This window comes from Ornithinimicrobium sp. (assembly GCF_051004135.1).
Classification (GTDB): Bacteria; Actinomycetota; Actinomycetes; order Actinomycetales; family Dermatophilaceae; genus Ornithinicoccus.
On record NZ_JBPCKQ010000207.1, the window covers coordinates 1 to 12,762 of the forward strand.

General features: G+C 70.6%; 12 protein-coding genes. 2 read left to right on the top strand and 10 right to left on the bottom strand.

Going from position 1 to position 12,762, the window contains the following annotated elements; translation table 11 throughout:
- Positions 1–516 precede the first annotated feature (516 nt).
- The 3 genes from ACR2FV_RS14775 to ACR2FV_RS14785 are packed head-to-tail and all read right to left on the bottom strand — an operon-like array spanning position 517 to position 2,484.
- Positions 517–801 carry a YciI family protein gene (locus tag ACR2FV_RS14775; RefSeq protein WP_434016462.1) on the bottom strand — a complete coding sequence of 95 codons (285 nt, stop codon included), beginning with the start codon at positions 799–801 and terminating at the stop codon, positions 517–519.
- A 37-nt stretch (positions 802–838) separates the two neighbouring features.
- Positions 839–1,942, bottom strand: a complete 1,104-nt coding sequence (locus ACR2FV_RS14780) for a trans-sulfuration enzyme family protein (protein ID WP_434016463.1) — start codon at positions 1,940–1,942, stop codon at positions 839–841.
- Positions 1,939–2,484, bottom strand: coding sequence for a CGNR zinc finger domain-containing protein (locus ACR2FV_RS14785; RefSeq protein WP_434016464.1), 546 nt, complete (start codon positions 2,482–2,484; stop codon positions 1,939–1,941). The genes ACR2FV_RS14780 and ACR2FV_RS14785 overlap by 4 nt, the downstream gene beginning before the upstream one ends.
- 74 nt (positions 2,485–2,558) lie before the next feature.
- Here ACR2FV_RS14785 and ACR2FV_RS14790 point away from each other — a divergent pair, with 74 nt between their 5' ends.
- Both ACR2FV_RS14790 and ACR2FV_RS14795 read left to right on the top strand, forming a co-directional pair.
- Positions 2,559–3,509 carry an EamA family transporter gene (locus tag ACR2FV_RS14790; RefSeq protein ID WP_434016465.1) on the top strand — a complete coding sequence of 317 codons (951 nt, stop codon included), beginning with the start codon at positions 2,559–2,561 and terminating at the stop codon, positions 3,507–3,509.
- A 7-nt stretch (positions 3,510–3,516) separates the two neighbouring features.
- On the top strand, positions 3,517–4,887 hold the full coding sequence (locus ACR2FV_RS14795) for a multidrug effflux MFS transporter (RefSeq protein WP_434016466.1): 1,371 nt from the start codon (positions 3,517–3,519) through the stop codon (positions 4,885–4,887).
- An 11-nt stretch (positions 4,888–4,898) separates the two neighbouring features.
- On the opposite strand, the gene ACR2FV_RS14800 is transcribed toward ACR2FV_RS14795, so the two are convergent.
- The 7 genes from ACR2FV_RS14800 to ACR2FV_RS14830 form a co-directional block, all read right to left on the bottom strand.
- Positions 4,899–5,936 carry a hypothetical protein gene (locus ACR2FV_RS14800; RefSeq protein WP_434016467.1) on the bottom strand — a complete coding sequence of 346 codons (1,038 nt, stop codon included), beginning with the start codon at positions 5,934–5,936 and terminating at the stop codon, positions 4,899–4,901.
- Positions 5,929–7,095 (bottom strand): hypothetical protein, encoded by a 1,167-nt coding sequence (locus ACR2FV_RS14805; protein ID WP_434016468.1) that lies wholly within the window; start codon positions 7,093–7,095, stop codon positions 5,929–5,931. Before ACR2FV_RS14805 ends, ACR2FV_RS14800 begins: the two co-directional genes overlap by 8 nt.
- Positions 7,092–7,463 carry a hypothetical protein gene (locus ACR2FV_RS14810; RefSeq protein WP_434016469.1) on the bottom strand — a complete coding sequence of 124 codons (372 nt, stop codon included), beginning with the start codon at positions 7,461–7,463 and terminating at the stop codon, positions 7,092–7,094. The genes ACR2FV_RS14805 and ACR2FV_RS14810 overlap by 4 nt, the downstream gene beginning before the upstream one ends.
- Positions 7,450–7,878 carry a monooxygenase family protein gene (locus ACR2FV_RS14815; protein ID WP_434016470.1) on the bottom strand — a complete coding sequence of 143 codons (429 nt, stop codon included), beginning with the start codon at positions 7,876–7,878 and terminating at the stop codon, positions 7,450–7,452. Before ACR2FV_RS14815 ends, ACR2FV_RS14810 begins: the two co-directional genes overlap by 14 nt.
- Positions 7,875–9,458 carry a phenylacetate--CoA ligase family protein gene (locus tag ACR2FV_RS14820; RefSeq protein ID WP_434016471.1) on the bottom strand — a complete coding sequence of 528 codons (1,584 nt, stop codon included), beginning with the start codon at positions 9,456–9,458 and terminating at the stop codon, positions 7,875–7,877. Before ACR2FV_RS14820 ends, ACR2FV_RS14815 begins: the two co-directional genes overlap by 4 nt.
- Positions 9,459–9,603: 145 nt before the next feature.
- Positions 9,604–11,208: an SLC13 family permease gene (locus tag ACR2FV_RS14825; RefSeq protein WP_434016472.1), complete on the bottom strand. Its 1,605-nt coding sequence runs from the start codon at positions 11,206–11,208 to the stop codon at positions 9,604–9,606.
- 47 nt (positions 11,209–11,255) lie between these two features.
- Complete coding sequence (locus ACR2FV_RS14830) at positions 11,256–12,746, bottom strand: NCS1 family nucleobase:cation symporter-1 (RefSeq protein ID WP_434016473.1); 1,491 nt, start codon at positions 12,744–12,746, stop codon at positions 11,256–11,258.
- Positions 12,747–12,762 lie beyond the last annotated feature (16 nt).

The window sequence follows — 12,762 nt, forward strand, 5'->3', positions numbered from 1 at the left end:
TTAAGCACGCCGCCAGCGTTCGTCCTGAGCCAGGATCAAACTCTCCGTAGAAAAAAATCCCTACAAAAGGGTCCAAAACCCAACAAACAATCAACCCGACCACCACACACCCCACCCACAAAAGAGAGACAGGACACACAGAAGCCAGGCAAACAAACTATGGCATCAATTTTTGACACGCTGTTGAGTTCTCAAGAATCACACGCACAACTATCGGGCCGCAGCCATGCGGCCAAATCGAGGGCGGATGTCCAACAGTACACATCTGCCTCTGCGCTGTCACATCTGTGGTCGCGGGGTGACCCGCATCCGAGACGTGTCGCAACGGAAGCAACGGTACCGACGCCGCCAGGGTGTACCCGAGCAGCGAGGGTTTAGTTTAGCACCCCCACCCCGCAGCGGCCAAGCCGCTCATCGACCGCGCTCGGCCGCCCGTGCACCCCGCCCCGATGTCGGTGCGTCGCCGCGCCTGGACTCCTCCGTCTCGCGCCCACCGAGGCCAGCCAGGGCGGTGGGTCAGGGGAGCCGGGTGCCCAGCACCGGGCTCCACTCCCGCACATCGACGTGCTCGACCAGTCCCTGCTGCTGGAAGGGGTCGTCCAGCAGCAGGGTGCGCACCGCCGCAGCGTCCCCGGCCTCAAGCACGATCAGCGCTCCACCCGGCTCCCCCGCAAGGGGGCCGGACAGCTTGAGCACACCGTCGGTGGCCAGCGAACCCAGGAAGGCACGGTGCGCCGGACGGTGCTCATCGCGAGCGGCGCTCTGGTCGGAGTAGTCGTAGCGGACGGCATACAGGCTCATCCCGGCAATCTATCCCCGCGGGGCTGGTCCAGACCGATCACGGCCGTGTGGCCGTGTCCAGCGCTTGCGTCAGGTCGGCCCAGAGATCCTCGACGTGCTCGATCCCCACCGAGAGCCGCAACAGCGTGTCCGGCACCGTCGCCGCCTCCGCCGTATGGCGCCGGCGTCGCTCGATCTGCGACTCCACCCCACCGAGACTGGTCGCGTGGGTCCACAGCCGGACGCTCGCACAAACCCGCTCGGCACCCTCGCCGCCGCCGGTCACCTCGAGGGCGAGCATGGCGCCGGAGCCCGGGTAGCGCACCCTGGTGACGGCGGGGTGGCCCTGCGCCCGCCGCGCGAGCTCCGCCGCCGAGCCGGCCGCCCGCGCCATGCGCAGCCCCAGGGTTCGCACACCGCGCAGCGCCAGCCAGGCCTCCATCGGGCCGGGGATCGCCCCTCTGCTGGTCCGGTGGGCGTGCAGCCGCTCGTGCAGCTCTCGCCCCTGCCTCGTGTCGGGCGTGATCGTGGCACCCAACAGCACGTCGGAGTGCCCCGAGAGGTACTTGGTCACCGAGTGCACCACCACGTCGGCGCCCAGGCTCAGCGGCTGCTGGTGCACGGGGGTGGCGAAGGTGTTGTCACACATCACCCGCGCGCCTGCCTCGTGAGCGGCGGCGATGATCCGGGGCAGGTCGGCGACCTCCAGCATCGGGTTGGTCGGGGACTCGGCGACCAGCAGTGCTGCCCCGGTCAGTGCCTCCTCGACCTGGTCGATCTCGGTGAGGTCCACCGTCCGCACCCGCGCCACCCCCGTCGCCGCCAGGTCGGCCAGTAGGGCGGTGGTGCCGGAGTAGGCGTGCCGCGGGCTGACGACCACGCCCCCGGGTGGCACCTGGGCCAGCACCGCGGCGATGGCGGCCAGCCCGCTGCCGAAGGCCAAAGCGCGGCCACCTTCCAAGGCGCCCAGCACCGTCTCCAGCGGACCCCAGCTGGGGTTGTCGACCCGGGCGTAGTCGACCGGTCCGTCCGCGAGGTATGTCGAGGTGAAGGTGACGGGTGGGTTCACCGGGGCCCCGGGTGCTCGTGCGGGGCGTCCGAGGGCCACCACCTGGGTGTCCAGATGCAACGGCGCCGAGTCCTGGTGCTCCTCGGGACTCACTCGTCGTCCTGGTCGCTCTGCCGGGAGCGGTATGCAGCCGCGGCCACCCGATTGCTGCACGTCACGTCGCTGAACCGGCGAGACCGGTTGCGGGAGAGATCCATGAAGACATCATCACAGTCCGGCGCTGCACACACCCGCAGCCGCTGGCTCTCCCCCATCCGGATGACGTCGACCAGGGCCATGGCGGCTTCGACCGACATCCGGGTCGACAGCGGCTGGTCCTGACCGGTGGCGTGCAGGTGCCAGTCGTAGCCGCCGTGCCGGACGACCTGGGGCAGCGCCTGGGCCTCGCGCAGCAGGGCGTTGACGCCCTCGACGAGCTCCTCGACCTCGGCGACCCACAGCGCCCGGAGCCGGGGGCGCAGCGCACGCACCTGCTCCAGCTCACTCGTGTCACCGACCCGGGAGCCGGTCCAGCCCTGGTCCCGGTAGAAGGCCGTCAGGTCCTGCACTGTGCTCAGTGTGTCGGGCTCACCAGCGGTGTTGATCAGGGCAGCGGCGGTCATCAAGGCCACTTCGGTGTCATGGGCAAAGTCCATGTTGACTCCTGACGGGTTGGACACCTATCGTCATCAGTGTACTTCACTTGACTCATGATGGAAGGAGGACGCTCATGCTGCGCTCCACTCGCACCGGCCTGACCCTCGCCCTGATCTCTGCGGCCACCTTCGGCACCTCCGGTGCGCTGGGCAAGCCACTGCTGGACGCCGGGTGGAGCCCGGCCGCTGCCGTCGCGGCACGGGTGTCCATCGGCGCGCTCCTGCTGCTCCTCCCGGCGGTCTACGCGCTGCGGGGCCAGTGGCACACCCTGCGCACCGGCTGGCGGTCCATCGTGTTGTTCGGCCTGCTGGCCGTGGCGGTGGCGCAGGGTGCGTTCTTCCAGGCCGTGCAATACATCCCGGTCGGCGTCGCCATGCTGCTGGAGTACCTCGGGATCATCCTGGTCGTCGGCTGGCTGTGGTTACGGCACGGCGAGCGTCTGCGGCCGCTGACCCTGCTCGGCGCCGCACTGGCCGCCGCGGGGCTGGTCTTCGTGCTCAACGTCTTCGGGGCCCTCCAGCTCGACCTCGTCGGGGTCCTCTGGGGTCTGCTCGCGGCCACCGGTCTCGCCGGCTACTTCGTGATCTCGGCCGACGAGACGACCGGCGTCCCGCCGCTGGCCATCGGCACCGGCGGTCTGGCCGTGGGTGCCGTGATGCTCGCGAGCGCCGGCACGCTGGGGCTGATCCCTTGGGAGTGGAGCACCACCGACGTCGCACTGGCCGGCGTCGCCGTGCCGTACTGGGTCGACGTGCTCGCGCTGGGACTGTTCGCCGCGGCCCTGGCCTACGGTGCGGGCGTGGCCGCCACCCGGCGCCTGGGGTCCAAGCTCGGCTCGTTCATCGGTCTCACCGAGGTGCTGTTCTCGATTCTGTTCGCCTGGCTGCTGCTCGGCCAGCTGCCGGCGCCGATCCAGGCCCTGGGCGGTCTGCTCATCCTGGCCGGCGTCGTCGCGGTCAAGCTCGACGAGCGCCCCCGGCTCCCCGCCGCGCACCCCGAGCCGCTGCACGACGCCACGGTGTAGGTCGCTGGTGAGTCAGGTCACGAAGGCACCCGTCGCGGAATGCCGTGAGCACGCAGGCGCTTGCACGGAGGTGCCGCCCCCCGAACCACTCACCGTCGACACCCCCCCGTCAGCCAGGCCGCAGACGCCTGCCCGCGAAAGCGCGTCGACGCCTGCGCGGGGGCGTGAGCCGTCGGTCCTGTCCCGGCTGCTGCTGTTCGGTGCCCTGGTCGGCATCGGCCCACTCACCATCGACATGTACCTCGCGGCCTTCCCGACCGTCGTCCAGGAGCTGGGCACGACCGAGGCCGCGGTGCAGCTCACCCTCACCGCGACCCTGGTCGGGCTTGCCCTGGGCCAGCTGACCATCGGGGCGGTCTCCGACTCGGTCGGCCGTCGGTTGCCGCTGCTGGCCGCGCTCACGGCATACGTGCTCGTGTCGGTGGCCATCGCGCTGACCGACACGATCACCGGGGTGCTGCTGCTTCGCTTCGTGCAGGGCTTCACCGCCGCATCGGGGATGGTGCTGAGCCAGGCCATGGTGCGCGACCTCTACAGCGGGGCCCGGATGGCCTCGTTCATCTCCCGACTGTTCCTGGTCGTCGGGGTGGCGCCGATCATCGCGCCGACCCTGGGTGCGCAGTTCCTACACTTCTGGGAGTGGCGCAGCATCTTCTGGGGGCTGGCCGGCTTCGGTCTGGTGCTCGCCGTGCTCGCCACCGTCTTCGTTCAGGAGACCCTGCCGGTGCAGCGGCGCTCCGCCCGGGGTCCCAAGCCGGCGCTGCGCTCGTATGCCGTGCTGCTGCGCGACCGCCGTTACGTCGGGCTGGTGCTGACCGCCTGCACGGCGATGGGTGCGCTGTTCGCCTACATCGCGAGCGCGACCTTCATCTTCCAGGACCTCTACGGCATGTCGACCCAGCAGTACGCCTTGGTCTTCGCCGGCGGCGCCGGTGCGCTGACCGTGGCCAGCCAGGTCAACGGGTCACTGGTCAAGCGGCACCACCCCGCGCGGATCATGTCCGTGGCCATCCCGGTGGCCGTCACGATCGCGAGCTCCTTGCTGCTGGCGTCGCTGCTGGACCTGGGCGCCTGGGCCGTTGTCGCCGGGGTGATCGGGGTGATGGGCACCGTCGGGTTCATCATGCCCAACGCCCCGGTCATCGCCCTCAACGACCACGCGCACCGGGCCGGTGCGGCCGCCGCTCTGCTCGGGGCCACCAACTTCGTCTTCGGGGCGCTCATCTCGCCGATCTCCGGGTTGTTCGAGACGACCAGCGCGGTGCCGATGGCGGCCATCATGGTGGCGTGCACGACCCTGTCCCTCATCGCCTTCCGGACCTTGGCCCGCCCGCAGGAGATCGTGCGGGACATGCCCTGGGAGACCGCCACCAGCTGAGGCAGAGGGCACTAGTCCGCGGACGGGTCGCTCAGCCGGTGCGAGGCCGCCGCTGGCTGCGCGGGCACCCCGACCCGGAACACGGCGACGGGGACTCCGGCCGCAGCATCGTGCATCAGCGCAGCCGACTCCGGAGCGTCGAGCAGATGGCTCAGCGGATGCGTCGACCAGCCTCGCCGGGAGGCCGCGAGCCAGCTGCGCAGCAGCCACCGCCCCAGCACCGCCGTCTGCTCGTCGTCCGGAGCATCCCTGGTCGTCAGCGCCACGACCGTGCCCAACGGCCGAGCCGTCGCCGTGGCCGCGAGCAGCCGAGTGGCCCGGGTGCGGCGCAGCACTCCCAGCACCCGTGGCCGGAGGGCCCAGCGCAGACCGAGAGCCTCGGCACGGCTCAGCCCCAACGCCAGATCGGTGAGCCCGTCCTGCCGGTATGCCGTCGCGCGCCGGTCCAGCCGCAGCCATTCGCGCAGCTCACCGGTCGCCGGCCCGTCGAAGCTCCACCGGTCGGCGATCGGCAACGCCCGGTCGACCACAGCCGAGGGCACCGTGACCAGGTCCACCCCCCCGGGCAGGCCCACGTCATCGGGCAGGCCCACGTCACTGGTCAGCTGCCGCACCTGCGCTGCCGACAGGGCCGGGTCTTCATAGGCGCCGCGCGCCGTCCGCCGGGCGCGCACCTCGGCGACCGTGAAATCGGTCTTCGCGGCAGCCGGCCCGGGCTCCAGCTCGAGGTGGCCCGCGACCGCCCGGCGGCGGTCCACCGACCAGCGCACCCGCACGGCATACCCCAGGTCGGCGGCGGTGATGGCCAGGGTCTCGGCCACGCAACCCAGCGACAGCAGCAGGTCGCGGGCGGTGGGGTCGCCGACCGGCAGGGTGCGCTCGGGCCGCCACCCGAGGGTGAGGGTCCGGTCACCGTCGGCTCGGACGTCCCACGGCTGAGTGTTGTGCGCGCTCGGCGCCCGCCCCCAGTCGACCGACCGGGCCAGCAGCCGCTGCGCGGGAGTGGGCTCACCCATGGTCCGGGCCGCGCCGCCGGACGTCTCACGCATCCTCCAGGCCCCGCCGGTAGAAGGCCACGCCGTGCAGCCGCCGCCCGCCCATGGCCTCGAACTGCGCCGCCGACGCGGTGTTGTCCTCGCCGACGAACGTGACTCGCAGCGACCGGTAGCCACCGGCCTGCAGGTTGACCAGCAGCCGGTGCGACAGCAGGCTCATCAGGCCCTGACCCCGAGCGCCCGGCACGGTGCCCTTGACCACGAGCACCGCCTCGTCGCGGTGCCGGTGCCGGGTGGCCAGCAGCCGGAGCTGGTCGGGCACGGCGAGCCGTCCGCCGGTGCTGATCAGGAACCGGCTCAGGTCGGGCACGGTCAGCACGAACGCCACCGGCACCCCGTCCTGCTCGACCCACAGGAACAGCGACTCGTCCAGCACCCACTGCAACCCGTCGGTCTGCACGTCCAGCTCCGCCGCGGTGATCGGGGTGTAGTAGGGCAGCTCGGCAAAGGACTGGTTGAGCATCGAGCGCAGCAGTGGCAGCTGCTCGCGCAGGTGACGGCGGCTGCCGCGGTGCAGGGTGACCCCCGGCCGCAGGGAGGGTGCCTCCAGGGTCCTGGCCGCCTCGTTGGTCCGGGCGGCACCTCCCGGCCGCGCGGCACCGCCGAAGACGGTGTCGGGGTCCAGGTCGCCCAGCCCCTCGCAGATCCAGGTCGAGGACGGCCAGATCGGCGTGAACCCGGCCTGCTGCCACTGCTCTGGGTATGCCGGGGGGTTCCAGGCCGAGTCGACGAAACCACGTTCGGTGAAGCCGCTGGTGATCACCCCGCCCACCTGGTTGGGCAGCAGGGACACCGGGCCCAGCAGGGCGGTGCAGCCCTGCTCCCGAGCCCGACGCTCGGCATACCCGCTGATGGCGCACAGCGCAGTCAAACCGTCGAACTCGGTCAGCCCGAGCAGCATCGTCGGTTCGCCGAGGCGGGTGTCCATCCGGGTGTCGCTGTGCACCGTGCTGCGGCCGACCACCTGGCCGGCGTCGTCGCGGACCAGCACCAGCTCGACCGGGCCGTGCTCGACGTGCGGCCCCGTGCCGCGGTGCCAGCGCCGGATGCTGTCCTGGGCGTGCGGCACGTAGCGCTCGGTCGGGTGTCGGCCCAGCGGGTAGGCGATGAAGTCACGCAGGTCGGCCCCGCCCCGGACGGGCGTGACGATCACCCGCGGGACTCCCGTCGCACCGGGGGCGCCGTCTGCTCGCCGGTCAGGGTGCTGAACCGCTCGATGGTGGCCAGCTGCCCGTCCTCGGCCCGCCAGAGGCCGTTGCTGTAGCCGTGCGGCAGCGCCGCCAGCACGCTCACCGACCCGTGGCAGGACCGGGCGAAGGCCTGCGCCTGCTCACCCGTGTCGAACCACGCGATCACCCCGGCACCGGCCCCGGCCTGCCACAGCGGCGAGCGGGCGCAACAGCCCTCGTGGGCACCGGCCCGGCGCAGCGCCGGCAGCACGCCGCCGACCCCGGTCAGCACCGTCACCATGGCCTGCGCGCGCGCCCGACGCGGCGCGGCCGAGAAGTCAGTCGTCCGCATCCGGCTCTCCCTCCGGGCTATCCATCGACCCAGCGTCGTCACGGGGCTCGTAGAGGCGGATGTAGCCACCAGAGGCGTTGCGGCCCCGGCCCTCGCGGCCGGCGGAGTCCGCGCCGTCGACGACCCAGAGCATCAGCTCGCGGTGCCCGCCGGTGCGGGCGAAGCGCATCATGTCGTCCCGGCTGCGGAAGTACCCGACCGTGCCCAGGGTGAACGGGCGCTCGTAGTAGACCTGGTGGTGCAGATAGCCCGGCACCCGCTTCATCTGGCGCACCATCGCGTTCCACCGCCGGGTCAGCCGCAACCAGGCCAGCGGCCCGGTGTAGCGGGTCGCGCCCACGAAGACGCTGCCCGCCGCCAGCACGCCCTGCCCGTGACTGCCGCCACTCACGTCCAGGCCCTGATCGCCGCTCACGACTCCTCCCGGCGCAGATACACCCGCTTGAGCTTGCCGCCGTCGTCCGCGAACGGCCCGGTGCCGGCCCCGTGCACCCGGATCTCGATCTCTGCCGTGCGCTCGCTCTCCTCCAGGCTCTGCGCGAAGTCACGGCTGGTGGCCGCCAGGTAGTCGACCACGCCGACCCGGGCGCCCTCCGCCAACGCGCGGCCACCCTCGTCGTCCAGGTCGACGCCCTCCCGCAGCTCCAGGTGGATGACTGGGTGCGGCATGGTCGAGCCCGGCTCCTCCACCAGGCTGAGCGTGAACGAGGCGAGCTGCGCGGCCCGGTCGGAGTCGGCATACAGGCCGTTCTCGACGTCCTGCGGATAGATGTTGGCGCCCATGAACGAGATGGTGCTGTCGGCGCGGCCGTAGAGCAGCAGGAGCGGCAGCTTCATCCCCTGCTGCTCCCACGCCTCGCGAGCCGGCTGCTGCCAGTGCGGGTGGCGCCGCAACACCGCGGCCAGGTCGTGCCAGTCCAGCAGCACCCCCTCGTCGCCGACGTTGTAGCGCAGCTTGGGGCTGAGCACCGTGGTCGAGGTGAGCGTGCACACCACCTCGCCGGCCTCGGTGGTCTCCAGGTAGGACTCCAGCGGGTTGTACTGGAAGATCATCGGGGTCCGGGTCTCGCCGGGGCCGAGCACGGCGTCGCGCAGGTCGGGGTCGACCATCAGGGTCTTGCGCAGCCACACCGTCAGCTCGGTCTCACCGCCGATCCCGATGGTCAGGTCAGACGCGCCGTAGCCGGAGCGGACGGTGACGAACCGCTCCTCGCAGTAGTCGCGCAGCGCCTCGGTCATCCCCTCGCCACCGACCAGGCCGTGCATCCGGTATGCCGTCCAGTCCAGTCCCTCGGCGTCGAGCCGGTCGCGCAGGTCCTTCAGGAAGGGCGGGTAAGCGGTGACCAGGTAGGTGAACCCGGGGCCGAAGTGGGTCAGCGTGTCGACGATCTTGTCCAGGTCGGGGCCAGTGTTCTTGACCATCGCGATCCGGGCCATCGCGATGCCGGTGTTGGTGCCGGTGGCCCAGGCGCCCATCGAGTACGCGTTGAGCACGAACAGCCGCTCCTCGTGCTGCATCATCAGGGCGGTGAACCCGGCCACGTTGCGGTGGATGTCAGTCAGCTCTTCCCGCCCGCGCACCCAGTTGAACGGCTGCCCGGAGGACCCGGACGACTCGTCGACCAGGGTGCCGCGCAGCTCCAGCGAGCCGTGCCAGCAGCGCTGCTCCTCGGCATACCGGGTCACGTAGGACGCCTTGCTGGTGACCGGGTAGCTGGTCAGGTCCCACCACCGGAAGCTCCAGTCGTGCGCCTCCAGGTGCTGCCGGTAGGCGGGCACGTGCAGGGCGGCGAGCTGGCAGGTCATCCAGGCGTGCCGCCGGGCGAAGTCGCCCATCCACGGTTGGTAGTTGGTCGCCGTCCAGCGCCAGGTGGTCGGGTGCACCTTGTAGAGGCTGTAGATCGTGGTCAGCGCGGCAGTGCCGCCGCGCAGCGTCGCCCGGCGGGCCACCGTGGAGGCGCCGCTGTGCCAGGCCTTGGCCGCGAGCGCCGGCATTTTACCGCTGCCCCTGCTCGTGCTCCGAGTCGTCACGGATCCCTCCCCCGTGTGGGCACCAGTGGTGAACACCCCGCCAGTATGCGGTCCGCTGGGCGGTGATTTCCAGGTCTGAGGGGTCTCAAATCACCAGGACGGGGCGGCCTCAGATCACCAGGTCGAGGGCGAACGGGCCGACGACCACGGTGAACAGGGTGATCAGCAGCACCCCGGTGACGTTGAGGATCGCGCCGCCCCGGGCCATCTCGGAGATCTTGACCGCGCCGGTGCCGAAGACGATGGCGTTGGGCGGGGTGCCGACCGGCAGCATGAACGCGCAGGTCGCCGCGAGCGCCGCGGGGACCAGCAGGGTCGTCGGGTCGACCCCGATGCCGACCGCGACACCGCCGAGCACCGGGATGAAGGTTGCCGCGGTCGCCGTGTTGCTGGTGATCTCGGTGAGCAGCAGCACGATGGTCACGACGGCCGCCAGCAGCAGCACGATCGGCAGCGCACCGAGCCCGCTGACCTGTTGGCCGAACCACTCGTCCAGACCCGTCCCGGCCACGGCCGCCGCCAGGCTGAGGCCGCCGCCGAAGAGCAGCAGCACGCCCCAGGGAAGGCCCTCCTCCGCGTCGTGCCAGTCCAGCACCATGTGCCCGTTGCGGTCCCCGGGGATGATGAACAGCAGCACGCCGGCGGCGATCGCGACCACCGTGTCGTCCAGGGCGTCCAGCCACGGGAACCGCTCACCCAGGCCGCCGATGCCGGCCAGCAGACCGGGGACGATCCAGAAGAACGCCGCCGAGGCGAAGACGACGAGCACCGTCTTCTCGCCCTGGCTCATCGGGCCCAGGCCTTCGATCTCGCCGTCGATCATCTCGCGGCCGCCGGGGATCTCCTGCAGACCGAAGCGGAACATCACCCGGGTGATCAGGAACCAGGCGAGGGCCAGGAAGACGACGACGATCGGGATGGTGAGCATCATCCACTCGGCGAAGCCGATCTCGCGGTCCAGCTCGTCGCTGACGTAGCCGGCCACGATCGCGTTGGGCGGGCTGCCCAGCAGGGTGCCGAGGCCGCCGATCGAGGCCGACCAGGCGATGGACAGCACGAGGGCGACACCGAAGAGTCGGACGTCGGAGTCCTCGATGACGTCGCTGACCGCCCGGCCCGAGGTGAGATCCTCGTGCGCGGTGCCGCCGCCCGAGGTGCGGCTGCTGCTCTCGACCACCAGGGCCAGCACCGACATGGCGATGGGCAGCATCATCAAGGTGGTGGCCGTGTTGGAGACCCACATCGACAGGAAGGCCGTGGAGATCATCATGCCCAGGATGATCTGGCGCGGGTGGGTGCCGACCCGCCGCAGCGTGAGCAGCGCGATGCGGCGGTGCAGGTTCCACTTCTGCATCGCGATGGCGATCAGGAAGCCGCCGAGGAAGAGGAAGACGATGTCGTTGGCGTAGGGCGCGGTCGCGTCCCCGACCGGGATGTCGGTGAGCAGCGGGAACAGCACGATCGGCAGCAGCGAGGTCACCGACAGCGGCACCGCCTCGGTCATCCACCAGACCGCCATCAGGGCGCCGACACTGGCCACGATCCGTGCGTCGGCGGACAGGTCGGCGCCGGCCAGCAGCAGATAGACCAGCAGAGCCACGCCTAGCCCGAGTCCGCGGAACATCCAGGTCCGCCGCGACGCCCGGGGCGTCTGGTCGTCCGGCTCCTGGGCGTAACCCTGCTCGTCGACGATCCCATCGGAATTCTGGCTCATCCGGTCCACCTCACGTCGTCGTGTTGATGGGCCGAACGTAGCAGGATCTAGTGGTCGTCGGCGGAGGTGGGCACCTCGTGCCCGCGCATCGCGACCCAGTGGAGGAGCCCACCGAGCAAGGCTCCGAGCAGCCAGGCGAAGCCGGACAGCTCGGCGAGGGCGGGCAGCCACACGGCCAGCACGGAGAACACCGCGGCAATCGAGAAGGCGATCACCGCTCGGCGGTTCCAACCGTCCTGGAACCAGTAGGCACCCGTCCGCGAGGTCGAGTAGAGGTCCTGCACGTTGAGCCGCTGCCGCCGCACCAGGTAGTAGTCCGCGATGATGATGCCGTAGAGCGGAGCCAGGACGGCGCCGAGGGTGTCGACGAACTTGGGCAACCCGATCGTGGAGATGGTGGAGACCCACAGGGCACCGACCACGAACCCGGCGGCGGCGGTGATCATGCCGGCCTTGGTGAAGCTGATCCGGGACGGGCTGATGTTGCTCAGCGAGTAGGCCGGCGGGATGAAGTTCGCGACGACGTTGATGCCCAGCGTGGCCAGCAGGAACGTGACGGCGGCCAGCACGGTCAACCAGATGTTGTCGATGACCCCGACGATCTCGGCCGGGTTGGTCAGCGGCTCCCCTTCGCCGCCCTGGAAGACGATGTAGGCACCTGCGGTGATGAACACGGACAGGAAGGTGAACAGGGCCAGGCTGCCGGGCAGGCCGGTGGTGTTGCCCAGCCGCATCTGCTGCTCGGTGCGCACGTTGCGGGCGAAGTCACCGAAGTTGATGACCACGGCGGCGAAGTAGGCCACCATCGTGCCGGTCACCCCGGCGAAGGCGGTGACGACGGCGAACCCGGTCACCTCGGCGTTGGAGAAGATGCCGCCGACGGCCGGCAGCAGCTCGCTGCCCGCCTTGACCCAGATGGCGACCAGCAGCGCGATCATCACGAGATACACGGCTGGTCCGACGACGTTGAGGAAGCCCGCAATCTTCTCGATGCCACCCAGGAACAGATAGATCTGCAGCCCCGAGGCGATGATGTAGGACACCCAGGCCACCCCGTCCATCCCGAGCACCGTCGGACCGCCGGGGCTGTCCAGCACCGCGTTGAGCGCCAGGGCGACGGCGGTGGAGGCGAAGTAGGTCTGCGCGCCGTACCAGAAGATGGCGACCACGGCGCGCACGATGGCCGGGAACTGCGCCCCGCGGACCCCCATCGAGGCACGCGCCAGCACGGGGTAGGGGAAGCCGTACTTGACGCTGGGCCGTCCGGACAGGTCGACCAGCACCTTGATGATGAGTCCGGCCAGCATGATCGCGGCGAAGACCAGCCAGCCGTTGATGCCGGCGGTGATGAACAGGCTGGCGGCCAGGGTGTAGCCGGCCAGGCTCTGGATGTCGTTGGACCACACGTTGAAGATCTCGAACCAGCCCCAGGTGCGCTTGCTCGGCGGCAGCGGGGCGAGATCCTTGTTGTAGAGGCTGGGTGCGGGGTCGTGGACGGCATAGACCCGCTCGTCTGTGGACTGGTCCTGGTCGGTCATGGTTCTGCTCTCTCAG

What these genes read in the sequence shown, in the direction of transcription:
- ACR2FV_RS14775 (WP_434016462.1), bottom strand. Translation starts at nt 801, where the DNA reads ATGAGCCTGTATGCCGTCCGCTACGACTACTCCGACCAGAGCGCCGCT.
- ACR2FV_RS14785 (WP_434016464.1), bottom strand. Translation starts at nt 2,484, where the DNA reads ATGGACTTTGCCCATGACACCGAAGTGGCCTTGATGACCGCCGCTGCC.
- ACR2FV_RS14790 (WP_434016465.1), top strand. Translation starts at nt 2,559, where the DNA reads ATGCTGCGCTCCACTCGCACCGGCCTGACCCTCGCCCTGATCTCTGCG.
- ACR2FV_RS14800 (WP_434016467.1), bottom strand. Translation starts at nt 5,936, where the DNA reads ATGCGTGAGACGTCCGGCGGCGCGGCCCGGACCATGGGTGAGCCCACT.
- ACR2FV_RS14810 (WP_434016469.1), bottom strand. Translation starts at nt 7,463, where the DNA reads ATGCGGACGACTGACTTCTCGGCCGCGCCGCGTCGGGCGCGCGCGCAG.
- ACR2FV_RS14820 (WP_434016471.1), bottom strand. Translation starts at nt 9,458, where the DNA reads ATGCCGGCGCTCGCGGCCAAGGCCTGGCACAGCGGCGCCTCCACGGTG.
- ACR2FV_RS14825 (WP_434016472.1), bottom strand. Translation starts at nt 11,208, where the DNA reads ATGAGCCAGAATTCCGATGGGATCGTCGACGAGCAGGGTTACGCCCAG.
- ACR2FV_RS14830 (WP_434016473.1), bottom strand. Translation starts at nt 12,746, where the DNA reads ATGACCGACCAGGACCAGTCCACAGACGAGCGGGTCTATGCCGTCCAC.